The 25994-nt window shown below is 39.6% G+C and carries 22 protein-coding genes; 16 read left to right on the top strand and 6 right to left on the bottom strand.

The window, feature by feature from the left end; translation table 11 throughout:
* Positions 1-111 precede the first annotated feature (111 nt).
* From rlmN to F938_RS17435, 10 genes are all read left to right on the top strand, one after another.
* Positions 112-1362, top strand: coding sequence for a dual-specificity RNA methyltransferase RlmN (rlmN, locus tag F938_RS17480; RefSeq protein WP_005033888.1), 1251 nt, complete (start codon positions 112-114; stop codon positions 1360-1362).
* Positions 1363-1421: 59 nt separating this feature from the next.
* Entirely contained in the window at positions 1422-2225 is an 804-nt protein-coding gene (gene pilW, locus F938_RS17475) for a type IV pilus biogenesis/stability protein PilW (protein WP_004825013.1), read from the top strand.
* On the top strand, positions 2216-3004 hold the full coding sequence (locus F938_RS17470) for a helix-turn-helix domain-containing protein (RefSeq protein WP_004825011.1): 789 nt from the start codon (positions 2216-2218) through the stop codon (positions 3002-3004). Before pilW ends, F938_RS17470 begins: the two co-directional genes overlap by 10 nt.
* 21 nt (positions 3005-3025) lie before the next feature.
* Complete coding sequence (ispG, locus tag F938_RS17465) at positions 3026-4141, top strand: flavodoxin-dependent (E)-4-hydroxy-3-methylbut-2-enyl-diphosphate synthase (protein WP_004825009.1); 1116 nt, start codon at positions 3026-3028, stop codon at positions 4139-4141.
* On the top strand, positions 4138-5433 hold the full coding sequence (hisS, locus tag F938_RS17460) for a histidine--tRNA ligase (RefSeq protein ID WP_005033885.1): 1296 nt from the start codon (positions 4138-4140) through the stop codon (positions 5431-5433). The genes ispG and hisS overlap by 4 nt, the downstream gene beginning before the upstream one ends.
* Before the next feature lie 30 nt (positions 5434-5463).
* Positions 5464-6165, top strand: a complete 702-nt coding sequence (locus F938_RS17455) for a YfgM family protein (RefSeq protein ID WP_004825005.1) — start codon at positions 5464-5466, stop codon at positions 6163-6165.
* Positions 6165-7313: an outer membrane protein assembly factor BamB gene (gene bamB, locus F938_RS17450; RefSeq protein ID WP_005033883.1), complete on the top strand. Its 1149-nt coding sequence runs from the start codon at positions 6165-6167 to the stop codon at positions 7311-7313. The genes F938_RS17455 and bamB overlap by 1 nt, the downstream gene beginning before the upstream one ends.
* Before the next feature lie 184 nt (positions 7314-7497).
* Positions 7498-8907 (top strand): ribosome biogenesis GTPase Der, encoded by a 1410-nt coding sequence (gene der / locus F938_RS17445; protein ID WP_004825001.1) that lies wholly within the window; start codon positions 7498-7500, stop codon positions 8905-8907.
* 83 nt (positions 8908-8990) lie between these two features.
* Positions 8991-9638, top strand: coding sequence for a 4'-phosphopantetheinyl transferase family protein (locus F938_RS17440; protein WP_005033881.1), 648 nt, complete (start codon positions 8991-8993; stop codon positions 9636-9638).
* 335 nt (positions 9639-9973) lie between these two features.
* Positions 9974-11197, top strand: a complete 1224-nt coding sequence (locus F938_RS17435) for an ammonium transporter (RefSeq protein WP_005033878.1) — start codon at positions 9974-9976, stop codon at positions 11195-11197.
* A 516-nt stretch (positions 11198-11713) separates the two neighbouring features.
* Here the strand turns inward: F938_RS17435 and rsfS are convergent.
* From rsfS to F938_RS17410, 5 genes are all read right to left on the bottom strand, one after another.
* Entirely contained in the window at positions 11714-12115 is a 402-nt protein-coding gene (gene rsfS, locus F938_RS17430) for a ribosome silencing factor (RefSeq protein WP_009584388.1), read from the bottom strand.
* Positions 12116-12216: 101 nt separating this feature from the next.
* Entirely contained in the window at positions 12217-13011 is a 795-nt protein-coding gene (locus F938_RS17425) for a hydroxypyruvate isomerase family protein (RefSeq protein WP_005033875.1), read from the bottom strand.
* Between the two features lie 97 nt (positions 13012-13108).
* Complete coding sequence (locus F938_RS17420) at positions 13109-13978, bottom strand: NAD(P)-dependent oxidoreductase (protein WP_005033872.1); 870 nt, start codon at positions 13976-13978, stop codon at positions 13109-13111.
* A gap of 38 nt (positions 13979-14016) precedes the next feature.
* A complete protein-coding gene (locus tag F938_RS17415) occupies positions 14017-14805 on the bottom strand; it encodes a crotonase/enoyl-CoA hydratase family protein (protein ID WP_005033870.1) in 789 nt (262 codons plus the stop codon).
* Between the two features lie 220 nt (positions 14806-15025).
* Positions 15026-17830, bottom strand: coding sequence for a GacS-like sensor histidine kinase (locus tag F938_RS17410; RefSeq protein ID WP_005033868.1), 2805 nt, complete (start codon positions 17828-17830; stop codon positions 15026-15028).
* A 314-nt stretch (positions 17831-18144) separates the two neighbouring features.
* Between F938_RS17410 and cysM the strand changes: the two genes are divergently transcribed.
* The 4 genes from cysM to F938_RS17390 are packed head-to-tail and all read left to right on the top strand — an operon-like array spanning position 18145 to position 23680.
* Entirely contained in the window at positions 18145-19065 is a 921-nt protein-coding gene (gene cysM, locus F938_RS17405; RefSeq protein WP_004824991.1) for a cysteine synthase CysM, read from the top strand.
* A 56-nt stretch (positions 19066-19121) separates the two neighbouring features.
* A complete protein-coding gene (locus F938_RS17400; protein WP_005033866.1) occupies positions 19122-19943 on the top strand; it encodes a 3'-5' exonuclease in 822 nt (273 codons plus the stop codon).
* An 8-nt stretch (positions 19944-19951) separates the two neighbouring features.
* Positions 19952-21346: a 23S rRNA (uracil(1939)-C(5))-methyltransferase RlmD gene (rlmD, locus tag F938_RS17395; protein WP_005033864.1), complete on the top strand. Its 1395-nt coding sequence runs from the start codon at positions 19952-19954 to the stop codon at positions 21344-21346.
* Positions 21347-21373: 27 nt separating this feature from the next.
* Positions 21374-23680, top strand: coding sequence for a RelA/SpoT family protein (locus F938_RS17390; RefSeq protein WP_004824987.1), 2307 nt, complete (start codon positions 21374-21376; stop codon positions 23678-23680).
* A 134-nt stretch (positions 23681-23814) separates the two neighbouring features.
* Here the strand turns inward: F938_RS17390 and F938_RS17385 are convergent, their stop codons facing one another.
* A complete protein-coding gene (locus F938_RS17385; protein ID WP_005033862.1) occupies positions 23815-24597 on the bottom strand; it encodes an SDR family oxidoreductase in 783 nt (260 codons plus the stop codon).
* 106 nt (positions 24598-24703) lie between these two features.
* On the opposite strand from F938_RS17385, the gene mazG reads away from it, so the two are divergent.
* Both mazG and F938_RS17375 read left to right on the top strand, forming a co-directional pair.
* The gene (gene mazG, locus F938_RS17380) at positions 24704-25468 is read left to right on the top strand and encodes a nucleoside triphosphate pyrophosphohydrolase (protein ID WP_005033860.1); all 765 of its coding nucleotides are present in this window, start codon (positions 24704-24706) and stop codon (positions 25466-25468) included.
* A gap of 7 nt (positions 25469-25475) precedes the next feature.
* Positions 25476-25949, top strand: a complete 474-nt coding sequence (locus F938_RS17375; protein ID WP_005033857.1) for a ComEA family DNA-binding protein — start codon at positions 25476-25478, stop codon at positions 25947-25949.
* The last annotated feature ends 45 nt before the right edge of the window (positions 25950-25994 follow it).

Raw genomic sequence — 25994 nt, 5'->3', positions numbered from 1 at the left:
CGAAACCAGATAAGTGATATACTGCTTGTCTGGTTTTTTTATTTTTGTTGTTTTTATTGATTAAATACTGATCAATATTTTTCATTCTACGGCATGATTTAGGTAATCCCCATGAGTTCTGAAGTTGTCGCTTCATCGTTAAATTTAGATGAACAGCAGCCTGCATCGTCACATACAGTACAGGCTGACCGTGTTCAGTCTGCACATGCACAGAAAGTGAATTTACTTGGCATGTCACGTCCGCAATTGGAAAAATTCTTCGAAGAAATGGGGGAGAAAAAATTCCGTGCTGGGCAAGTAATGAAATGGATTCATCAGTTTTTTGTCACTGATTTTGCTGAAATGACCAATATTTCAGGCAAACTTCGAGAAAAATTAGAACGAATTTGCGAAATTAAGGCACCAGAGGTTGTTCATCGCAACTATTCAAAAGACGGCACACGTAAATGGGTTTTCCGTGTGGGCGATGGTGCAGGTTCACTGGTAGAAACCGTGTTGATTCCTGCTGAGGATAAGACGGGGTCACGTAAAACCTTATGTATTTCTTCACAAGTCGGCTGTGCGCTTGACTGTTCATTCTGTTCAACAGGTAAGCAGGGTTTTCAGCGTGATTTATTGCCAGATGAAATCATTGGGCAATTGTGGATGGCGAACTATTCTTATATGGAAGATGTACCAGTCGCAGAGCGCGAACGTTCTGTGACCAATGTGGTTATGATGGGAATGGGCGAACCACTGTTGAACTATGATGCAGTTTTGAGTTCGATGAATATCATGCTGGATGATTTTGCTTATGGAATGTCAAAACGCCGTGTCACATTATCGACATCAGGTGTTGTTCCGAAAATTGACCAATTGGCACAAGATATTGACGTTGCTTTGGCGATTTCCTTACACGCGCCAAATGATGAATTGCGTAATGAATTGGTACCAATCAATAAGAAATATCCTTTGGCTCAATTGATTGCTGCATGTCAGCGTTATATTGCCAAAGATGGTAATGAAAGTTCACGCAAGCATGTGACGATTGAATATGTGATGTTGGATGGTGTGAACGATCAACCTGAACATGCACAACAAATGATTAAATTGCTGAAAAACTTACCAAGCAAAATTAATTTAATCCCATTTAACCCATTTCCACATGCGCCTTATGGGCGTTCAAGCCGAAATCGAATTATTTCTTTCCAAAAAACTTTGTCTGATGCAGGTTTTGTGTGTACGATTCGTCAGACACGTGGTGATGATATTGATGCGGCTTGTGGACAATTGGTGGGGCAGGTTGCAGACCGTACACGTCGTGCTGAACAGTGGAAAAAGAAAGTGGCTGAACGTGGTGAAATTATACGTTCACAAGGTTAAAGATCTGTAGACATAGATTTATATCAACAATGAATCAGGGGCTGACTTTGAGAAAATCGATGTATCAAAAAGCAGTTGTAATATTGGCAATTGGTTTATCTGCATTGGTGGTACAGGGTTGTCAAACGACAAACTCAGACACAATTATAAAAAAAGATCCTGAGAAAGCCGTCAAAGTTCGTACCCAGTTAGCTGCGGAGTATATTCGATCAGGCGATCTGGATGCAGCCAAACGTGCACTTGATCAAGCCCTTGAAACAGATTCACGAGATTCTGCTGCCAATATGATGATGGGAGTTTTACTACAACAAGAAGGTAGTAAGATCAGCATGGAAAAAGCGGATGGTTACTTTAAGCGTGCAATTTCCAGTGATTCGAAAAATGCGCAGGCTCGTAATAATTATGGAACATATTTATTTGTTAGCGAGCGTTATAATGATGCGATTGAGCAGTTGAGTATTGCAGGCGCATCTCTTGGATACGACCAGCGTTATAAGGCTTTAGAAAATTTGGGGCGGGTATATTTAAAAGTTGGTGATACAGCAAATGCCGAAAAAGCATTCAAAAATGCCCTACAAGTCAATCGCGATTCGATCATTTCTTTGGTAGAGTTGTCAGAGATTTTCTATTTGCAACAAAAAAATGCGCAAGCAAGTCAACTCTATGAACAATATGTTCGTTTAGTAGGTCAGGACAAACAGGGCGCAAGAGCACTCTGGATTGGTTTACGTATTGCACGTGCCAATAATGACCAGATGGGAATGCAAGTACTGGTGAACCAGTTGCGGGCATTATTCCCTGACAGTAAAGAATATCAACGTTATCTGCAATTACAGTACAGTACTGAGGCCGTATGGAAGTAAATCCTAATTCACAGCAACCTACAGGTTCAAACGTAGCATCTAATGGCTTAGGAAATGTTCAACGTCCAGGTGAGTACTTGCGTCAAATTCGAGTCTCGAAGAACCTAGACATTCAAGATGTTGCAAAAGAGCTGAAAATGCCTGTAAAAACCTTACAAGCATTAGAGCAAGATGAATATAAATCTTTGCCAGAAGCGACTTTTATTAAAGGCTATTATCGTTCATATGCGAAGTTTTTGGGTGTTGATGCAACTGTCATCATTCAACGTTTTGATGAAATTTATCAAAATGATACAGGGCTTTTGCCGAACCATGCATTGAACAATTCTCCGATCAAGATCATGGGTAAGCTTCCGGGTTCAAACAGCGATCGTAATAAAAAATGGTTGAAGCGTGCTTTGATTGCCATTGTTGCGATTGCCGTGATTTGGGCTTTGATCGCAGGAATTCAAAAGTTTACATCTAGTAAAAGCAATGACACTGATGCTAAACCACAAGAGTCTGAAGTAGAGGTATTGAACTTAAACAATGCAACTGCGACTTCTGGTGACCAAATGGTGTTGAATTTTAGCCATCCAACTTCTGTGCATATTGTGGACAGCACAGGGAAAGTTTTGGCAACTGGTCGTCAATCTGCGACATTGACACTGAGTGGTCAGTCACCATTCCAAATTCGACTCGATGATGCAACTGCTGTGTCATTAAGCCTTAATAATGAACAGATTTCATTGTCTCCATATACAGTGAACGGAAAAGCAGAATTCCGTTTGTCACGTTAATGGGCAAGAGTAGATAAGATCATGATTGAGAATCCAATCAAGCGTCGTCCAACACGTAAAATACGTGTGGGTTCGGTGTATGTCGGTGGTGATGCCCCGATCAGTATTCAAAGTATGACCAATACTGAAACATGCGATGTTGATGCAACGGTTGCGCAGATTCAACGCTGTGCAGATGTGGGCGCTGATATCATGCGTGTTTCAGTACCAACGATGGAAGCTGCCGAAGCTTTTGGTGAAATTCGTAAGCGTGTTACCGTTCCTTTGGTGGCGGACATTCATTTCGATTATAAGATTGCTTTGAAAGTCGCTGATATGGGTGCAGATTGTTTGCGTATCAATCCTGGTAATATTGGTTCTGAAGCCAAAATTCGTGAGGTTGTGGCTGCCGCACGTCATCACGATATTTCGATGCGTATTGGGGTCAATGCTGGATCTTTAGAGAAAGATATTCAAAAGAAATATGGTGAACCGACAGGACAAGCTTTGCTTGAGTCTGCGATGCGTCATATTGATATTTTGGATCGCTTGGATTTTCATGAGTTTAAAGTGTCGGTAAAAGCGTCAAATGTATTTTTGACAATGGATGCTTATCGTTTATTATCTGCACAGATTGATAACCCACTGCATTTGGGTGTGACTGAAGCAGGGGTATATCGTACAGGTTCTGTGAAATCTGCGATTGCTTTAGGTGGTTTGTTGATGGAAGGCATTGGTGACACCATGCGTATTTCATTGGCAGCAGAGCCTGAAGAAGAAGTTAAAATTGGTTTTGATATTTTAAAATCATTGAGTCTTCGTTCAAATGGGATCAATTTTATTGCCTGTCCAAGTTGTTCACGTCAAGAGTTTAACGTGATTAAGGTCATGCAAGCTCTTGAAGAACGTTTGGAAGATATTCGTACACCGATGGATGTATCTGTCATTGGGTGTAAAGTCAATGGTCCGGGTGAAGCCAAAGAAGCTGATATTGGTATTGTCGGTGCAAGTCCTCGCTCACTCGTGTATCGTAATGGCGAAAAGAGTCATTTAATAGATACAAATCAGTTGGTTGATGAAATCGAAACGATGGTTCGTCAACGTGTTCAAGAGCTTGAAAAAGCTAAAGCTAAAGAGATTATCCGTAGTTCATCATGAGTTCAATTGTCGCAATTAAAGGTTTTAACGATGTTCTTCCAACGCAAACTGCTGCATGGAGACGTCTTGAGCAACATTTAGCATCAATTATGGATGCTTATGGTTATCAGCAAATCCGTTTGCCGATCGTTGAACATACCCATTTGTTTAAACGTTCAATTGGTGATGCAACTGACATCGTTGAAAAGGAAATGTATACATTTCTGGATAAAGGTAATCCACCTGAATCTTTAACATTGCGTCCAGAAGGGACTGCGGGTTGTGTGCGTGCGATGTTGGAGCATAACTTGTTGCGTGGTGCGAATCCACGTGTTTGGTATGTGGGGCCAATGTTCCGTTATGAGAAACCTCAAAAAGGACGCTATCGCCAATTCCACCAATTTGGTGTTGAAACTTTTGGTGTGGCAACGCCAGATCAAGATGCTGAACTGATTCTCATGACTGCACGTTTGTGGAAGCGCATGGGGGTTGCAGATAAAGTTCAACTTGAGTTGAATACTTTGGGTGAATCTGATGAGCGTGCCGAGTATCGTGCAGCATTGGTTGAGTTTTTGACAGCTCATCAAGCGGACTTGGATGAAGATTCACAACGCCGTTTGACAACTAATCCTTTACGTATCTTAGATTCAAAAGATGCGCGTACCCAACAAATTCTTGAAAATGCGCCAAAGTTGCATGATTTCTTGAAAGAAGACAGTTTGAATCATTTTGCCCAGTTACAACAGTATTTAACGGATGCTGGAATTAGTTTTGTGATCAATCAAAAACTGGTACGTGGTTTAGATTATTACAATAAAACAGTATTTGAGTGGACCACAACGCATTTGGGTTCTCAAGGAACTGTCTGCGCAGGTGGTCGTTACGATGGTTTGGTTGGGCAGCTTAAAGGTAAGCCGGATCAATCTGTGCCAGCTGTAGGTTTCGCCATGGGGATGGAACGTTTATTGTTGTTGCTTGAGCAAGTTGAAGACAATACTCCAACGCGTGAGTGTGAGCTGTTTTTGCTTTCTGACCCGGCGACACAAGGGCAGGCTCTGGTTCTGGCTGAGCAAATGCGAGATCAAATCGAAACGGCAAACAGTGCAATCCGTTTAAAAACAGGTTCACAAGGTTCTATGAAGAGTCAAATGAAGAAAGCAGACCAGTCTGGTGCGATCTATGCATTGATCTTTGGTGAACGTGAAGCTGAAGCACAGCAAGTTTTAGTTAAAGAACTTGCTACAGCTGAACAACATGAAATTCAGGTGTCTGAAATAGTACCGTTTTTCATTGAAAAACTTTCGTCAAAATAAGCCGATAATCATAAGGAAAAGGGGAGTCAAATGAGCGCAATGACTGATGAAGAACAACTGGATAGTGTGAAGTCATTCTTTAAAAAATATGGCTCGGCTATGGTCACTGGTGTGCTCATTGCATTGATTGCCTTTTTCGGTTGGGAATATTGGCAAAAGAAAACTTTGGCTGAAAATCAAAACCAAACAGCTAAAATTCAACAATTGATGGATGAGGCAAGAGCAGCCAATGGTGATGCTAAAGTCACGGCTGCATTGGTGTCATCCGCAGATAAAATTGTGAAAGACAATCCAGATTCAGTGCAGGCGATTCAGGCTCAAATTATCATGGCAAAACTTGCTTATGATAAAAATGATTATGCCTTGGCTGAACGTGAGTTGAAAAAAGTCGAAAATTCTAAAATTAAAGATGCTGGTTTGTTACAAGTTGTAAAAATCAAATTGGCTGATGCGCAATTGGCGCAAAAAAAGTTTGATGATGCTTTAAAAACCTTGTCAGCTGTGAATGATCCTGCATTTCAAGCCAGTGCTGATGAGATGAAAGGCGACATTTATGTAGCAAAAAATGATACTGAAAATGCCAAAAAATCGTATCAAGCAGCATGGAATGCAGTTGTTGAGCGTAAGCAAGAACGACAAATTTTACAAATTAAACTCGAAAGTGTTGGCGTATTAGTAGAAGATCCTGATCTTGAGCGCCCAATTTTAGCAACACAAGTGGATGAGTCTTAATGGATAGAAACTTTAAAATACCTTTTGCTTTAGCAATCTTATCAATCGCTTTAATCGGCTGTTCAAGCAATAAGACGAAAGAAGTTAAGATTAAGCCGAATCCACTCCCTAAAGTTGCACAAGCATCAAGCTTGGTTCAAGTTTTTTCGACCAGTGTTTCGTCGACCAGCAGTGAAGATGCACTGCGTCTTCGTTTGGATACGGACAATGGTGTCGTATTTGCTTTAGATCCAAAAGGTGAGGTGTCAGCCTATAAAGGTAAACAACGCCTATGGGAAGCTAAAGTGACCAAAGAAGGTCTAAGCTCAGGTGTTGAAGCTGCTGACGGTGTGGTGATTGTGGGCAATCAAAAAGGGCGCATCTTTGCTTTAGATCAAGCTACGGGTGCAACCAAATGGTCTACACAGTTATCGGGCGCAATCATTAGTTCAGCATTGATCCAATCTGGTCGAGTAATTGTGGTTGCAAATGATGGCACTGTCTATGCGTTAGATGTTGAGTCAGGTCAACAAGCTTGGACCTACAAATTACCAAATGCTTCGTTGAGCTTACGTGGTCAGGCTGCCCCAGTAAGTTTGGATCCGCGTACAGTGCTTATAGGAACATCTACAGGCTACCTTTTTGCAATTGATAGTCTTGCAGGTGTGCCTCGCTTACAACGTCGCGTTGCCGTTTCAGAAGGGCGTTCGGATATTCAACGTTTAATTGATGTTGATAGTGAACCTGTGGTTTCTGGGCAGTATGTCGTAACAACAAGTTTTCAAGGGCAAGTTACTGTGCTTGATTTAGCGACACAACGTATTTTGTGGAGTGAAAATTCAAGCAGTATCAATCGTCCAGAAGTGACAGATGGTAAAGTCATCGTGTCACAAACAGACGGTCAAATTATTGCGTATGATTTGATTACTGGGCAAGAAATCTGGAAAAATGAGCAATTGCTAAATCGTAACCTGAGTAATCCTGTACTACTCGGCTCAAATCTTGTCGTTGGTGATCTTGATGGTTACTTGCATCAAATTGATCTCAACAGTGGAACTACACTGGGGCGCGCTAAAACCAGTGGTGAAGTCCGTACTTTAAGAGTGATCGATAATCAGCTCTATGTTTCGACACGTAAAGGTGCTTTAAGTATTTGGCAAAGTCGTTAACTGATTAGGATTCTCTATTTTTTTAGTCTTGTGCTAAAATAGAGCCATCCGTAAGAATTTCATGCACGGGGTGATTGCAAATCAATACCCCGTGTTTTTATTTTAGGTTTTTCCTACTTTTCTTCCTATACATTTCTGATGTTCAGACCAGTCATACTGGCTGATCTTGAATAAAGGTTATTTTATGAAACCCGTAATTGCGCTCATTGGTCGTCCAAACGTCGGCAAATCAACGTTATTCAACCAGATTACCAAGAGCCGTGATGCACTTGTTGCTGACTTTGCAGGTCTAACCCGTGACCGCAAATATGGTGATGCAACTTATCAAAATAAATCTTTCATTGTTGTCGATACTGGGGGTATTGGTGAAAATGAAGGCGGTATCGATTCATATATGGCAGAACAATCAAAAACTGCGATAAATGAAGCGGATATTATTATTTTTGTCGTGGATGCGCGCGCAGGTTTATTGGCTTCAGATGAGCAGATTGCACGCGAGTTACGTACGCTTGGCAAAAAAGTGTATTTGGTTGCCAATAAAGTCGATGGTGTCCATGCGGAAGCTGCTTTAGTTGAATTCTATAAGTTGGGCATGGGCGAGCCTTTGCAAGTGGCTGCAAGTCATGGGCGTGGTGTTCAACAAATGCTTGAAGACGTCTTGACGGATATTCCTGAAGATGAAAATGAAGATGAGCATGATCAAGCCACAGGTTTACGCTTAGCAATTATTGGTCGCCCAAATGTGGGTAAATCAACACTGGTCAACCGTTTATTGGGTGAAGAGCGTGTGGTGGCTTTTGACCAACCAGGTACAACGCGAGATTCAATCTATATTCCTTTTGAACGTGATGGGCGCAAATATACCTTGATTGATACGGCAGGGGTGCGCCGTAAAGGTAAAGTAGATGAAATGATTGAGAAATTCTCAGTTGTGAAAACGCTACAAGCCATGAAAGATGCACATGTTGTTGTGGTGGTGGTTGATGCGCGTGAAGGGATTGTTGAACAAGATTTGCATTTAATTGGTTATGCACTTGAAGCTGGTCGTGCGATGGTAATTGCCATTAATAAATGGGATAACATGACCGAATATGACCGGAAACAATGTAAATTAGATGTTGAACGTCGTTTTGATTTTATTCCTTGGGCAAAAATCCATTTAATTTCTGCTTTGCATGGCACAGGTGTGGGGGAGCTTTATCCATCTATCCATCGTGCTTATGATTCTTCTCATTTGAAAGTCTCACCTGCAAAATTGACTCAAATTTTGAATGATGCGACTGATGCACATCAACCACCAATGATTAGTGGTAAACGCATTAAAATGCGTTATGCGCATATGGGTGGGCAAAATCCACCAACGATTGTGATTCACGGTAACAAAGTGGATAAGACACCAGCAGATTATCGCCGTTATCTTGAAAATGTTTTCCGTAAAGTCTATAAGCTTGAAGGAACACCTGTTCGTATTGACTTTAAAACTTCAGAAAACCCATTCGAAGGGCGTAAAACCCAAGTGGATGAACGTACAGCAGCACGTCGCCGTCGTTATATTCAAAAGTTTAAAAAGGCTGAGAAAAAATTTAGCCGTTAATACAGTCCTCTATGTTGATAAAAACCCAAAGTGATCTTTGGGTTTTTTTGATTTAAACTAAGAAAAAATCTTTGGAATATATTGTGAATCGTACTATTCGGCTTGACCTTAATTCTATTCAAAATATTCTTCCCACTTTTCAATCAACTGATCGTAAAAGCCAAATTCAAGAACTCAAAAATGCTATTTATGAATACCGTAATCAATTGATCTCTGATTTGTTATGTAAAGAAATCACAAACCCCAGTTTTGCTCAGACTGAATTTGGCAAACCATACTTAATTGATTATCCAAAGTTTCACGTGAATCATTCGCACAGCCAGCAACATTATGCATTGGCAAGTAGCCAACATATGCATGATTTAGGGGTGGATGTCGAAGATTTAGATCGTAAAGTGCGTTTTGAAGCACTGGCAAAACATGCTTTTCATCCTGAAGAATATCAGACTTGGCAGTCGTTAGATTTTGATCCAGTATTTTGGTTTAAAGTCTGGACAACCAAAGAAGCGATTTTAAAAGCTTCGGGCTTGGGGATTCGTTTAAGTTTAAATGAGCTTAATACGCATGTGCATCGTATAAATGATGGGGGATTATGTACTCATCCATTATTAGGCAGTTTTGCCTATCAGAATTTTAATCTCAGTCGGGTCATGCTTACGGTTGCGTGGCGTTCAGAATTATCCTGCAAAGGTTTTGCTTTTCCACAAATTGAAATTATTCAGCATGATTAAAATACGACTCAAAAGCAATGACTCAATTGAATAGTTGAATAAGTGAAATACACCTATTTTCTTGAATATACACTGCATTATAGACAGAAATTTTGATGTTTATTTGTGTGAGTCAAAGGCTGGTTTTTGCAAATCACCAAGCAAATTGAATATTATCAATATCATCTAAAATATATAAAGATCCACAAGTCGATGAGTCGTGATAATTTCTTAAAAAAGAGTTTATTTATTCTGGAAATTCTCTATACTTGATAAATTAAATGAAAAGCAAGTCTCTGAAATATTAATTATTGTGAATTTAGAGTAATAAATGATCAATACATTAGGGTCAATGTGTGCAATTAAAATATCTCCTCAGTTTAATTTTTCTCATATTTGTTTGCCCAAATTTTGCATTTGCTTCCGCGATAGAAAGTGACATTGCTGCTTTTAATCTTATTACAAATTATAAACTTCTATTCCTTGGTGGTGTATTTGTCATCTTGATGCAAGCAGGTTTTGCTGTTGTTGAAGGTGGTTATGAAAATACCCAAAAATCCGTTTATGCACTGATTGTGAATTATATTTCAGCGATTTTAGGCACACTGTTTTTTAGTTTGGTGTGTTCCAAAATATTTCATGCTGATGTGGTGGATTCAGTCAATTATCTTAGTGCCATGTTACGGGGGTGGCATTGGAATCTTTTGTTTTTCTATATGCTGATGGCAACGACGATAACCACTGTCGTTGGAAGGGTTATTCCAAATAGAACTTCTTTATGGGGCAACTGGATTGTCGGCTTTATGATCGCAGGGGTTATTTTTCCATTTTTCAGTAGTTGGGTTTGGGGAAATATTGCTTTTGGTGGTGGTTGGTTAAAAGCCCTAGGTTTTATCGATTTTGCTGGCTCAACTGTAGTACATTCAACTGCGGCATGGATTGTCTTGGCGGGATATTTCACCTCTAAATCAAATGATAAGCAGGAAATTTCTAAGAAAGACTTAATCTTTGAAGATTACAAAATTTTATCCTTGGCTTTGGCGGGTTTTATTCTTTGGTTAGCGTGGTCGGGCTTAAATATTGTTTATATTTCGACATACCGTATTGATATTGGTTTGATTGTCGTCAATGCTTTTGCCGCTTTATTTGGTGCAATGCTGGCTTCTTGGGCTTTAACTTTGTTGATGAATAATAAAATCATTTCATGGGCTGAATTGATCAAAGCTGCATTAGGTGGTTTGGTTGCAATTACCGCCAGTTGTGGTTTGGTGGGCTTTTCATCAGCATTGATTATTGGTTTGGTTTCAGGTGCATTGACAAACTATCTACCTCATTTGTTGACCCGTTGGATCGCTTCAAAACATATTCGCGAAGTTGTCGTGGTACATGGAATATGCGGCATTTGGGGAACTTTGGCAGTATCATTGAGTAACAATCCAAACATTCAACTCACTCATAGAGCCAGCGTACTGGATCAAATTATGGGAATTGGTGTGAATTTTATTTGGAGCTTTGGCGTTGCATTCCTAGTTTTTAAGCTGATTTGTAGCATCAATTCAAGATTTAAAGCTCAGATTTAAGACCCTTATGCTCAAACTGCCTGATGATTGATATGCATGATTTTATTTCAATCATTCATATTCAATCGGCTTTATACTTTTGTAAAGATTGCTAAAATCATAAGTGATTCATTTATTGCGTACTTTTAAATCATTGATAATCTTTCTATGGTGAGGCGACATAGATGTTGTAACGTCAAACAGAGTATATGAACAAAAACAAAGCTTAATTGTGTTTGCTGCTCAACAATGTGGTTAAAAAAAAAAGTAAAGCCAAAAAAGAGTAAAGCAAAAAATGGGTGAAGCAAAGTAAGATATTGCCTAAGCAAATTTATTTAAACTTTAGAGCTAAAGTGTGACAATGAACGCTTTAGATCATTTGATGATAGATTCATTGGATTGATGTGAGAGATCAAGAAAAAATTTATAGTATCTTATGGGGTTTAATAGATCGACTAGCGCTTATTAATGAAGATTATAGATGCAAAAAAAGCGACATAAAGTCGCTTTTTCTATTTTTACAAGTTCAGAAAAAGTTTAGGCTACACTTTCAGGTGTTGCACGCCATAAACTTTCTAAATCGTAAAATTTACGTGCTGTTGGAAGCATTACATGTACAACCACAACACCGAGATCAATAAGGATCCATTCAGCATCTCTTTCACCCTCAACACCAATTGGGCGAAAACCTGCTTTACGTGCTTCGTCAGCAACATTATCAGCAAGGGCTTTAACATGACGAGTTGATGTTCCGCTCGCAATAACAATAGCATCTGCTACGTTACTGATTTTGCTTACATCAAGTTGAATAATATCTTTGGCTTTTACATCAAGTAGAGCTTCTTGTACGACATTTAAACAGGTCTGTACGTCTTGATTTTGAGTGTTCATTGCAAGTTCGTGAGAATTAGAAGCGCTGGGCGATGGTTCTAAATTCATATAAGGTATATTTTCCAGAAAATATCTCATCTTCTAATATAGCGCTTTTGGCTAAAAAATACAATTATTCAGTGCCAATAATGATGCAAGATATTGTTTAATTAATAGCTATGATTGTTTGAAAAGTATTTTTCTTTCCATGCAAAAGATTGATTCGAATGAGATTGTGGCTTGTATTCTGCCGCAATAAAACCTGTGTAATGACTTTGTTTTAACCATGAAAAAATGGATGAATAATCAATCTGTGCAGTGTCTGGTTCATGTCGCCCTGGGCAATCTGCAAATTGAATATGTCCAATCCAGTCAATATTTTCTTGCAAAGCAGGAAGAACATCTTCGCCCATCATCGCCATATGGTAGCAGTCAAACTGCATTTTTAAAGCAGGGTATTGCACTGCCTCAAGCATTTCTTGGGCTTGGGCAATATTCTGTACCAGAAAGCGAGGCATGTCTGTTCCATTGATCATTTCAAAAACTGGTTGAATATCGTATTCAGACAACATATGGCATGCCAGTTTGAGGTTGTTTGCTAAAGTGTTTAAACATGGCAGTAAATCTGCATCTTCAGGTTGTTTACCTGCCAATATATTGATGTTTGGAACATTCAGTGCATCGGCATATTCGAGTGCTTGTTCTAAAGCTTGGTGAAACTCAAGTTCTTTACCGGGTACGCCTGCAAGTCCATTACCGCCTTGCATCAAATCTCCGGCAGGTGCGTTGATGAGACAGATATGCAAATCATATTGTTCCAATTGTGCTTGAATTTCTTCAATACTCAATTCATAGGGAAATTGAATTTCTACATGTTGAAAGCCGTGGCAATGTGCCAAAGCAAAGCGTTCAATGAGTGGAACTTCAGTAAAAATCATCGATAGGTTTACTGCGAGTTTAGTCATGGCAATCTTCCGTGCTCTTCTTGGCTTTTATCTTCAATGTAGACGGCAATAGATTATTTTTCAACTTATTTCTGTATGAAGTAAAGCGCCTATATGCCTAAATTTTCTCGACTTGGTGAATGACTGTAGCAAGATCTGCTTCTGCAAAACCCCGGCTTTGGTGGCTGTGCAACTGGTCTAAGGCGCGTTGAGCAACAGGAATGTCTAAACCAAATTGTTGGGCTAATTGAACGGCATTATTGAGATCTTTGGATAAGGTTTGCACTTTCCATTGTACGGGTTCAAAGGTATGACTCGCCATACGTGGCGCAAGAATTTGAAAGGGTTTAGAGTCTGCAAATCCACCGGCTAATGCAGGTGCAAGCAGAGTAGTATCAACACCCGCCTGACCAGCAAGTGCAACGGCTTCCGCAATCAGTGTACTGTTTGCAGCAACGATCAATTGATTACATATTTTGGTTGCTTGTCCTGTGCCCGTTTCCCCCATGCAAGTCACTCTTTGCGAAAGAACGTTATAAACCAAACTCAAGTCTTGGATGGTTTCGCGATGCCCCCCTGCGAAAATCACCAACGTACCATTTTCTGCACCTGCCGTACCACCCGAAACAGGTGAGTCAATCCAAATCACCTGTTTGTTTGCTGCCTGACTTGCAAGTTGTTTGGTGACTACCACAGATAAACTTGAAAAATCCACAATAACTTGTTGAGCGCGTAAGTAAGGTTCAATGTGTTGGTAAACCTGTTGAACGGCTTGGTCATCCGCGAGGCAGGTCAAAATAATGGGGTAGTCTGCAATTTGACCGAACTCTAGAGTATGCGCACCCATATCAATCAGGGGTTCACATGCTGTTGCTGTGCGATTCCATACTGCCACATCAAATCCAGCCTGAATTAATCGAGCTGCCATGCGACTTCCCATCAAGCCCATACCAAGAAATGCAATTTTACTGTTACGATCAAAATTCATCTTATTGTTCCCAAGCCTTGTACAGAAATGTTTTTAAACTATTTATATTGGCGTGGTAAGAATTGTACTTCAGGATTCTTGTCTTTTTTACGCGCAATTTGACTGTTTTTTCCTAGAAGTAATTTTAACTGCCAAATCTTTTCTAAACGTAGCGCTTTTTTAGGCTGGTGCTCCATGGCATCTAAAACACGTTTGGCAGCCATCAAAGCATCAGGAGAGCGTTGTAACATTTCTTCAGCAATGGCTTGGGCTTTTTCTAAGGGTGAGGTGCTTAGATGCGTAACCAAACCAATTTCTTTGGCATAATGTCCATCAAAAATACGTGCAGTCAGTGTAAGCTCTTTGGCTAAATCGATGCCGATTACGCCTTTGATAGAACGTGTAAGCCCCATATCTGGTACAAGCCCCCAACGACTTTCCATGATTGACATTTTAGTCTCTGGATGCGCAATACGAATATCAGCAGCTAAAGCCAGTTGCATTCCCGCACCAAAGCAAAATCCTTCAATGGCGGCGATGACAGGAACAGGCAATTCTTGCCAAATTAGGAATGCTTTTTGGAACAGGCTTTGCCCCGGTTTAATCAATTCCCAAGCTGCAAATGCAGTATTTTTAGGACTATTTAAATCAGCTAAATCAATCCCTGCACTAAATACATTGGCTGCGCCTGTCAAAATCACTACTCGAATGCTGCGATCTTTTTTAATTTTCTCTGCGACTTTGACGAGTTCACGCAGTAAAGCAAAGCTCATGGCGTTGCGTTTATCTGGGCGATTTAATGTAACTGTTGCGATACCATTGTTTTTTTCTATATGTAATAGTGCCATGATCTTGACTCATTTTTCCTTGGTCATCAGCATAGCATGTGGATGGAAGAGTTACATGACAGTACAGTCACAGAAAGTTAAAGCGGAAGTCAATGCTGAATTCTAAGCTTGATTAAGCATCATTTAGATGAACGATATATCTCTACATTTATTCGGCATTAGAAATTCGATAGCAGATGATTTATAGCTACTTGGTAATCATGGGCGACTGATATAGAAATTAATTTACTAAGATTTGCTGCGCCGCAGTTTCGACTTCATGAATCACCAATTGCAAATCATCCAAACGTTGCATCACATCCTGAATGAATGCCTCATCTGCCTTCCGACGTTCTTTGCGTAAGGTTGAGATAAATTGTTCAAAATCACCTGTAACTCTCTGCAATTTTGGTGTGCCAACATAACGGGTCGCACCATATAAACGATGTAATACATGTTCAAGCTGAGGGAAGTCCTCAAGCTCGATCAGCTGTGAAATTTCATCCAGTTCAGTTGGGAAACTGTCGACCAGCATTTTTAAAAGATCTTGTGCAAGATCCTCTTTGTTGGCTGCGAGGGCAAGACTTTGTTTCCAATCGAGAATATCGGTGTCAAATGCCTCAATATAAATTGTATTTTCAACAGGTGTTTGATGTTGGATAAACTTATCCGATGTCCAGTTGGTGAGGATTTGAATAATTTGTTCGATTTGAATCGGTTTGGTGACATAGTCATCCATGCCAACTTTAAGTAATTTCTGTTTTTCATCTGCCAATGCATGGGCAGTTAAGGCAATAATTGGCATGCGCATGCCATCTAAAGTCGATTCTAATGATCGGATCGCTCGTGTGGTATCAATGCCTGACATGACAGGCATTTGAATGTCCATAAAGATTAAATCGAATGGTTTTGAACCTTGTTCAACAGCTTGTTGAATAATGGTGAGCGCTTCTTGACCACTTTGTGCCTTGGTGGTTTTTACATTCAATTCACCAAGTAGTGCTTCCAGTACAATTAAGTTCGGTAAATGATCATCAACTGCCAAGATATGTAAATCTTGACCTTTAAAGTCTTTATGTTGTTCCTGCTCAAAGATCGGTTTATTGCTGAGTAATTGAATCACTGAGCTACGACTAAGAGGTTGATACAATGGACGCGCCATATATTCGTTTAACATATTAGGATCAAGTGACATCTGATAACCATAAACAGCCAGATGTCCTTGATAGCGACCACGAATTTCTTTTAATAAGGCTTCTGTATCGCCACTGTGATCAACGATTAACCACGTATTTTCAATATTTTTTTCCAAGCTATTTAGACGGCTGAACAAATCTAAAATTGATTGTGCCTCAGTGTGCTGAACTTGATAATTTTCTAAATAGTGTCGTAAAACATTGGCTGTGGCGGGGTGTGCCAAGAAGGACACCACATTTAAATCTTTAAAGGATGGATGGATAATCTCTTCATTTTCATTGGTCGTCAACATCGCGGTAAACCAGAATGTTGAGCCTTTTTCTGTAGGCGCACGCTCTTGATTATCTTCAAAACCAATCTGACCATGCATCAAGTGAACCAATTGTTTAGAAATTGCCAACCCTAAACCTGTACCACCAAACTGACGAGTAACAGATGCATCACCTTGCGAGAATGATTCAAATAGTTTTTTACGGTCTGTACCACTCAGCCCAATACCACTGTCTTGTACGCTGAAATGTAATAAGCATTGCCCAATATCATCATGTTCCATACGCGCACGAACAATAATTTCACCATCAGGAGTAAATTTAATCGCATTGGAAATTAAATTGGTCAGGACTTGCTTAAAGCGTAAAGCATCACCAATCACATGTTTTGGCACGTTATCGGCAAAATAGAATGCCATTTCAATATGTTTTTGCGCGGCTAATGGCGACAACATATCCATCACATCGAAAATCGCTTCTTCAAGATCGAATGGTGCTGTTTCTAACTCTAATTTACCCGCATCAATTTTAGAAAAATCGAGCACATCATTAATCAATGCCAATAAATGTGCAGAAGATTTTCGAATGGTTTGTAAATACAAACTTTGATCATTGCTCAGATTATCCTGACGTAGCATCAGATGAATGAAACCGTCAATACTGTTCAATGGTGTTCTTAATTCATGGCTGATGTTTGCAAGAAATACGGATTTTGCCTGATTTGAAGAAATTGCCTGATCACGTGCTTGTTTATAAGTGATGTTTTGAACTTCTAAGGTGTCTAAAGTACGTCTTAAATCATCTTCTGTTTGTTCAGTATGTTCTTTAAGTTCTAGAAAGCTGAAATGCAGGCGTTTAACCACATTGGCAATGTCACGTTGTAACAAACGTAACTCACCTGTACTGTTAATCACCATGTGTTGATCAAGAGTATCGGCATTTAAACGTTGTAATTGCATCCGAATTTCGTACATCGGGGCGATCCAGCGACGTGAATAAAAATTCAAACACAATAAAAGCAAAAGCAATGTCAGTAGCGCAGTCGTAATCAAAACAATCATGACGCGATAATGTGAGATTTCTAAAGGTTGATTATCTAATTCAATCACTAACCACATATTTTGCACATTATTGATTGGATTGAGTTTGATTCCATAAATATTGTTGTACTTATTATGAATAGGTCCAAAAAATGTTCCTGTTTTAGGTATTTTGGGCCATTCACGCTGATTTTGATAACCGACACTTAAATGATTGACATTGTTTCCATCTAAGATTGCCGCACTGAGCAAATGTTTTTCATTAAATATTTTTTGTAGAATATTTTCAGCTTTGGTGTGCTGTAGTGGACTTTTCTCCATCACTGCGGTGAGTTGTTCCGCGGTGTATTGATAACGGCTCAATATTGCAATGGCTTGAAAGCGTTGTTTAGACTTTGCAGCTGCAGATGTTTCGGAAAGTACAAGCGCTGTTCCGACACATGCCAAAATCATGATCGGCACGAAAATTAACGCGATGAGTTGACCATAAGCGTGATTGAGTTTTAAACGTTTAAAGAGCTTTTTATTGAAATTCGACATGGTTCCAGCAACTCATTGACCATGCGCAAGATATTAACATGCTTTAATGATCCTGCATGACAATATGATTAAAAATCTTGCAAATTACGTTCCAGCTATGCTGTTTTAGAGATAACCTTATCACTTCTAATTCTAAGTCTTGATGTTTTTTTTATATCTATCTAATTTTATTAGATAAACAAATTTTTTCTTGGTTTTAACTGAATTGTTTAGAATGGGGTTTGTTTGATCATTCTCGTAAAAATCAAATGGAAAGATGTGCAGTGACATTTATTTTTTCATACAATATGCCCACCTCAATATAGGTGCAGTCCATGAGTAACACACAACCTGATTTCTTAGCCGACGAATTTTTGTTAGATCACTATGTTGGGAAAACACCATTAGTACGTCTACAGCGTTTGGCAAGTCATACTCAAGCAACAGTATTGGCTAAACTGGAAGGGAATAACCCTGCAGGTTCGGTAAAAGATCGCCCAGCATATAACATGATTATGAAAGCTGAACAACGTGGTCAAATCAAACCAGGCGATACGTTGATCGAAGCGACAAGCGGAAATACAGGGATTGCATTGGCAATGGTGGCTGCCATGCGTGGTTATAAAATGAAGTTAATCATGCCGGGGAATTCAAGTCAGGAACGTAAGGACGCAATGCGTGCTTATGGTGCAGAATTGATTGAAGCACCGAATATGGAAGCTGCACGAGATATGGCTCTACAAATGCAAACTGAAGGTTTGGGTTTGGTTCTCAATCAATTTGGTAATCCTGATAATGTCGAAGCGCATTATCTGACCACCGGTCCCGAAATTTGGCAACAAACAGGCGGCAAAATTACCCATTTCGTGAGTTCTATGGGAACTACAGGCACGATTATGGGTATTTCAAAATATTTAAAAGAACAAAATCCAGAGATTCAAATTATTGGTTTGCAGCCTTCTGAAGGTTCAAATATTGCAGGGATTCGTCGTTGGCCTCAAGAATATTTACCGACGATTTTTGATCCAAAGCGTGTTGATCAAATTATGGATATTCCGCAAATTGAAGCGGAAAAAACGGCTCGCCGTTTAGCACGTCAGGAAGGTATTAGCGCAGGAACATCTTCTGGTGGGGCAGTGTGGGCTTCAGTAAAAATTGCAGAAGAAAATCCAGATGCGGTGATTGTATGTATCGTGTGTGATCGTGGTGATCGTTATTTATCTACAGGTTTATTCTCTGTTGAAGATGATGAATAATGGTTTTAAGTCGATCCATGATTTCATGATCACTAGAGAGTAATTGAGTAAGTTATATGCGTCTTCCTGTTTTAGTTTTTGATATTGAAACCCTAACAGATCTCAAATCTGGGGCGCATTTGTATGGATTGGACTTAGCTGAAGATGATTTAGAGCAAGCACTTGCCAAGTTACGCCGTCAAGAATCTGGTATGGATTTTCAACGTTTGGCTTTGCATGAAATTGTCTGCATTTCAGGTTTATGGATTGATGAAAATGGGGCGATGAAGCTCTTTTCATTTAGCCGAGAACATTATACCGAAGCCGAAATTTTACAAAAATTTTTATCTATTTTTGATAAGCGTCATCCGACTTTGGTGAGTTGGAATGGCTCACAGTTTGATTTACCTGTGATTTTATTCCGTTCGATGTATCACGGATTATCTGCACCAAGTTTGTTCGATCAAGGTGAGATTGACACGCAAAAAAGGTATAATAACTACCAGAATCGATACCACAACCGTCATGTTGATTTAATGGATGTGATGGCGATGTTTAATGGGCGTCATTTTCAGAAATTGGATGATGTTGCGCATTTGCTAGGTTATCCCGGCAAACGTGGTATCTCAGGTTATTTTGTCCCTGAATATGTGAAGACCCAGCAATGGCTAAAATTGACCAGTTATTGCGAGGGTGATGTTTTAAATACCTGGTTGATTTATTTGCGTTGGTCCTTGTTAAAAGGACAGATCACTTTGCAAGATCACCGTTTGTGGGTTCAAGCTTCGATTCATTATTTACAAGGACAACCTCAGCAACATGAGTTTTTAAATGTTTGGCGTGAAATGTCACAACTTACTGAATTTACTCAGGCAGATTTTTCCTCCACACCCAATTAGGTATTCCTTTGAAGCATAGAGCCAAACCTCGACCATCTCAACTTCCTCAATATGTTTTTAAAGTTGAACGATTGTCACATGAGGGGCGAGGGATTGCACATTACGGGACTGAGTTTTCCCATCCAACGGAAAAACAAGGTAAAAAAGTTTTTATTCGCTACGCATTGCCTGGTGAAACCGTTAAAGCTCAAATCACACGTCAGGTTTCAAAACTTGAAGAAGCTGACAGTATTGAATTACTGAGTGAGCCAAACCATTATCGTATTGAACCCATTTGTCCGCATTTCGGGACTTGTGGTGGATGTAATATGCAACACATTCATCCTGATGAGCAAATTCGCTTAAAACAGGATGTGTTAAAATCCCATCTCAGTCATTTTGCAGGTTTAGAACCAGCGCAATGGTTGTCACCACTGCGCTCTACACGTGTCGATTATCGTCATAAAGCACGGATTGGTGTACGGTTTTTGCCCAAACAAAATAAATTATTGATGGGCTTTCGGGAAGCTCAAAGCAACCATCTCACTGAAATCCAGACCTGTAAAATCTTAGACCTTCAACTGGATCAAGCCTTACCTGAAATTAAGGCATTACTCGAAAGTCTAAAAGGCAAAAGCAGTATTGGTCATATAGAATTAGCCAAAGGGGATTGTGAAATTTCTTTACTGGTTCGCCATACTGAAAAATTAAAACAGCATGATGTCAACCTATTGCAACAATATGCGTTACAGAAGCAATGGCAGTTGTATTTGCAACCTGCAGGGGTTGAAAGTGTCCATCGGGTCGATGATGTTGATGCAGCGATGTATTTACATTATCGCTTAAATGATTTTGATGTTGATTTTGCGTTTAATCCTACCGATTTTACCCAAGTCAATCCGACAGTAAATCCGCAAATGGTCAAACTGGCATGTGATTTGCTTGAGTTAAAGCAAGGTGAAAAAGTTTTAGATCTTTTTTGTGGATTAGGTAATTTTTCTCTTCCGCTTGCAAAATGTGTGGGTGACACAGGCAAAGTTGTTGCGGTGGAGGGAAGTGAGGCGATGGTGACGCGTGGTACAGAAAACGCACTGAACAATCGTATCAGCAATGTTAAATTCTATTCACAAGATTTAACAAAAGACTTTTCGCATTATTCTTGGGCAAATCAAGGATTTGATGCATTATTGATTGACCCACCTCGTGCGGGAGCTGAGCAGGTTATGCATTATCTCCCTAAATTTGGTGCGAAAAGAATCGTTTATGTATCGTGTAATCCAGCGACTTTAGCGAGGGATGCAGGGATTTTGGTGCAACACGGTTATCAGCTAAAAAAGGCAGGTGTAATGGACATGTTTACACATACTGGACATGTTGAATCCATCGCTTTATTTGAAAAGAAACTAGAGATAAACGATTTATAATGAAATATAGAGTTAGAGGAGTAGGGTATGGTCACAGTACGTGAGCAACTTCCTGATCAGCTCAATGAGCTATCAGAGGAAGCGACTGTAGAGCATGCCGATGAAGCGCAACAAGCTCTAGCAACTTGGCTAGATCGGGTGCGTGGAATTTTAGACGGTGCTGAACTAAAACAGTTAGAAGAAGTTGCACAATTAGTATTACAAAAAGAATTGGCGACCACAGTAAATTCACGAACCAATACCTTTGCTACAGGTATTGGGATGGCAGATATTCTTGCACACTTGCATGTAGACGAAGACACACTGGCAGCAGCAGTACTCTATCGTAGTGTGCGTGAAGATCTCACCACTTTAGAGGAAATTCAGCAGCAGTGTGGGGAACAGGTTTACAATCTTGTCAAAGGCACTTTGGCAATGGGTAAACTGTCTGAACTGATTGAAAAAAATAAACGTTTAGAAGACCATTTTAATAACAATCAACGTGAGCATTTGACAGGCATTTATAAGATGCTGATTTCTGTCACAGAAGATGTGCGTGTGGTGTTGATTAAATTGGCTGAACGTACTTTTGCGCTTCGTGAATTGGCACATTCTTCTAAAGAGCGCCAAGAGCGTGTCGCACGAGAAATTTTAACCATCTACTCTCCATTGGCGCATCGTCTGGGGATTGCTCAGTTAAAGTGGGAGTTGGAAGACCTCGCTTTCCGTTATCTGGCACCTGAACGCTATAAAGAAATTGCCTCATTACTGAATGAAAAGCGTTTAGAACGAGAGCAATATATTCAATTTGTGGTAGAAAAACTTAAAAGCGAACTGGCTGACCATGATATTGAAGCTGAAATATCAGGGCGGGTGAAACATATTTACTCAATCTACCGGAAGATGAAGAGTAAAAACCTAAGCTTTGATCAGCTCTATGATATTCGTGCTTTACGGGTGTTGGTCAAATCGGTTGCTGAGTGTTATCACGCCTTGGGCATCGTTCATCAAATTTGGCGTCATATCCCACATCAATTTGATGACTATATTACCAATCCGAAAGCCAATGGTTATCGCTCATTGCATACGGCGGTAATTGCTGAAAACAAATCTTTGGAAATTCAAATTCGTACCAAAGAAATGCATGAAGAAGCGGAACTTGGGGTATGTTCACATTTCAATTATAAAGAAGGTTCTAAAACGACAGATTATTCATTTAATCATCGTCTACATTCTTTACGTGCGGTATTGGAACATTATCAGGAACGTACTGAAACCAGTGCGCATCCTAATGAAGATGAAACTGAAGATTTTGAACAAATCCAAGATTTTGAGGGTTTTGAAAAGATCTATGTCTTCAGCCGTGATGGAGATATTAAAGAGTTACCCCGTGGCTCTACAGTGCTTGATTTTGCCTATCATGTGCATACAGAAGTTGGTAACAAGTGCTATGCAGCACGGGTAAATCAACGTTATGTACCATTGACTTATACCTTGAAAACGGGCGAACAGGTTGAGATTTTAACCAAAAAAGACCGTGAGCCAAACCGTGATTGGTTGGTCAATTCATTGGGCTATATCAAGACTGCTCGTGCACGAGATAAACTTCGTCATTGGTTTAGACAACAAGATCGTAGTAAGAACTTGGAAGTTGGACGTGAGTTGTTAAATAAAGAGCTTTCACGTTTAGCGATTCATCCAAAAAGTATTGATTTAAGTGATTACTGCAATCACTTCAATGTGAAATCTGGCGATGATATTTTGGTTTCACTGGTCAGTGGTGATATCAGTCTTCATGCGTTGATTAATCAAGTCAACCGCCATATGCATTTGGATCAGGATGAACCAGAACTTGTACTGAAACCTACATTAAATCCACGCGCAAGCCATACGTTGTCTGCACATGGTATTTTAATTGATGGTTTGGATAATGTTGAATTGCACATTGCGCAATGTTGCCAACCTGTTCATGGTGAGTCGATTGCAGGTTATATCACCTTAAATCGTGGTGTAAGTATCCATAAAGTTGCTTGTCCTGATTATATGCGGATGATTAAGTTAGAACCTGACCGTGCAGTCGAAGCGGATTGGGAAATGCAACCAACGCGTGGGCAAAGTGTTCAAATCGTTGTGGAAGCCTATGATCGTCGTGGATTGCTCAAAGATTTGACTCAAGTGATTTTCTCTGACCAAATCAATATTCGCCAAGTCAATACGATTTCAGAAGCAGATGGTATTGCGAATATGAAATTGTTGATTGAGGTTAAAGGCTTGGCGCAATTGTCTCGCTTGCTCGCTCGTTTGGAGCAACAACCAGGTATTATCAGTGCACGCCGTTTGGTTCAAGGGAACTAAACAGGATTGCATTGATTAGACTCACTCATTGAAGCCATAAAAAAACTCGCTAAATGCGAGTTTTTTTATGGCTTACAAGAATATATTGAAATGGTTAAGCAAAATGGTTTGATTCGTTTTTAATTTTATGCAACTCAACTTTTAGGCTTTCGTGTAAGGATCAAATTACTCAAGCGATTGATAAATTGAGGGCTAATTGCAGAAAGTGTAAACATGACCTTGGTCTTTAATCCCACTGGGCGATGTGTTGCTGTGAAAAGTGTACCTTTGGCTTTCACCTGAGCAAATACCTGTTCTGCAACATCTTGCGGAGAAAGACTAACACCAATATTTTGAATCGCACCAGAATCCATATCCTTGACCATCGCCGTCTGAACAAAGAGTGGCATGACATCAAGTACACGAATGCCATATTTTTGCCATTCGATATCTAAACCTTCTGTAATGCCACGTACCGCAAATTTACTGGCAGAATAAGAAACTAAATCAGCCTGACCATAGATGGCTGATGCTGAAGAAAGGTTGATGACACGAGCAAATTTAGCTTCTTTAAGGTAGGGAAATGCAGCATGGCAACCATTGAGTACGCCATTCACATTGATATCAATCGTGCTTTGATGTGCTTGAATGTCTGTTTTTTCAAAATCACCTGAATAAAGAATGCCCGCATTATTGACTAAAATATTTAAGCCTTGAGCCCACTCAGAAAATTCTGCTAATGCTTTTTGCCATTGTGCATAATCACGAACATCCAATTTTCCAGCTTTGGCGTTATGACCCAATTGATCTGCTAAGGCTTGCGCTTGTACTTCATTGATATCATAAATACCAACTTGGTAACCTTGTTGGTAGAATAGACGTGCGATTGCAGCCCCAATGCCTTGTGCTGCTCCACTAATGAATATACTTTGGCTCATTACAACATCCTTCAATTTTATTTTTTAATTGCAAAGAGTTGAACATAAAATATTCGCAACAACAAGCGTTGTACCGTCATTTGTTATTGATCTTAAAGGACATAAAATGGAACAGTTATTAGCCATCATGAAACAGTTACGTACAGAGTGTCCTTGGGATCGTGAACAAACCCCAGAAAGCCTAACTCAATTTGCGATTGAAGAAGCTTATGAAGTCGAAGAGGCTGTGCGTTCTGGAAATATTGATGAGATTAAAAATGAATTGGGGGATTTATTACTCCAAGTCGTTTTTCAGTCACAAATGTACAGTGAACAAGGTGCATTTGATTTTAACGACGTGGTTGATGCAATTTGTCAGAAATTAATTAGACGTCATCCACATGTATTCCAAAAGCAAAAATTTGAAAATTTAACCCCAGAACAAGTATCGTCATTATGGCAAGAAATAAAAAAACAGGAAAAGCAGGGTAAAGTTCAATCCCGATTAGATACGGTAAAACATGGACCAGCGTTGACTCAGGCAGAAAATATTCAAAAAAATGTGGCAAAAGTGGGGTTCGATTTCCCCGATGTTACGCAAGCTTATGACAAGGTCAGAGAGGAGTTGGCTGAGTTTGAAGAAGCCATGCAAGCGGGAGAGTCTGAAAAAATTATCGAAGAATTTGGTGATTGTTTATTTTCTTTAATCAATGTTGGGCGTAAACTGAATATCTCGAGCGAAATGGCACTTTTAACCACCATTTTTAAATTTAAATCACGCTTTGCTTATATTGAAGAACAAATCAATTCTAAAAACAAAAAAATAGAAGAAGTGACTTTGACTGAAATGGATCAATTATGGGATGAAGCAAAGCAAAAATTACAACATTAGGAACATCATGAGTCGTTTTAAATATGTGATAAATTGTATAGTTAAATTAAATAAATCTGTGCTTTTGAGTGGGTTATACCTAGCTTTATTGGGTATGACTGTGATGTCACATGCACAGAAATTTGATCAGGCTTATTTAAAATGGAAAGCTGAGCAACAAGCACAAGATGCTCAGTTAAAAAAAGTAGATGACAATTACTATCTTTCACGCCCCAATATCCAGCCTTCCCAAACTCATTTGGGAAGAAAAGGACAGGCTTCTTCAGCACAGGTTCCATCCGCTTCCAGTCCAAAAATAAATTTGAACAGTGCCAATGTCATCCAATTACAGCAGTTAAGTGGGGTTGGTGCAAAGAAAGCACAAGCCATTATTGATTATCGAAATCAGTACGGAAAGTTTAAAAATGTGGAAGAGCTAAAGAATGTCAAAGGGATTGGTCCTTCACTTTATGAGAAAAACAAAAACCAACTTGGAATATAATCAATCATCTTATATTGTTTTTATCCATCGGAGCGTAAAACCTCG

This window comes from Acinetobacter bereziniae LMG 1003 = CIP 70.12 (genome assembly GCF_000368925.1).
GTDB lineage: Bacteria > Pseudomonadota > Gammaproteobacteria > Pseudomonadales > Moraxellaceae > Acinetobacter > Acinetobacter bereziniae.
This window is presented reverse-complemented; position numbering and strand designations above follow the sequence as displayed.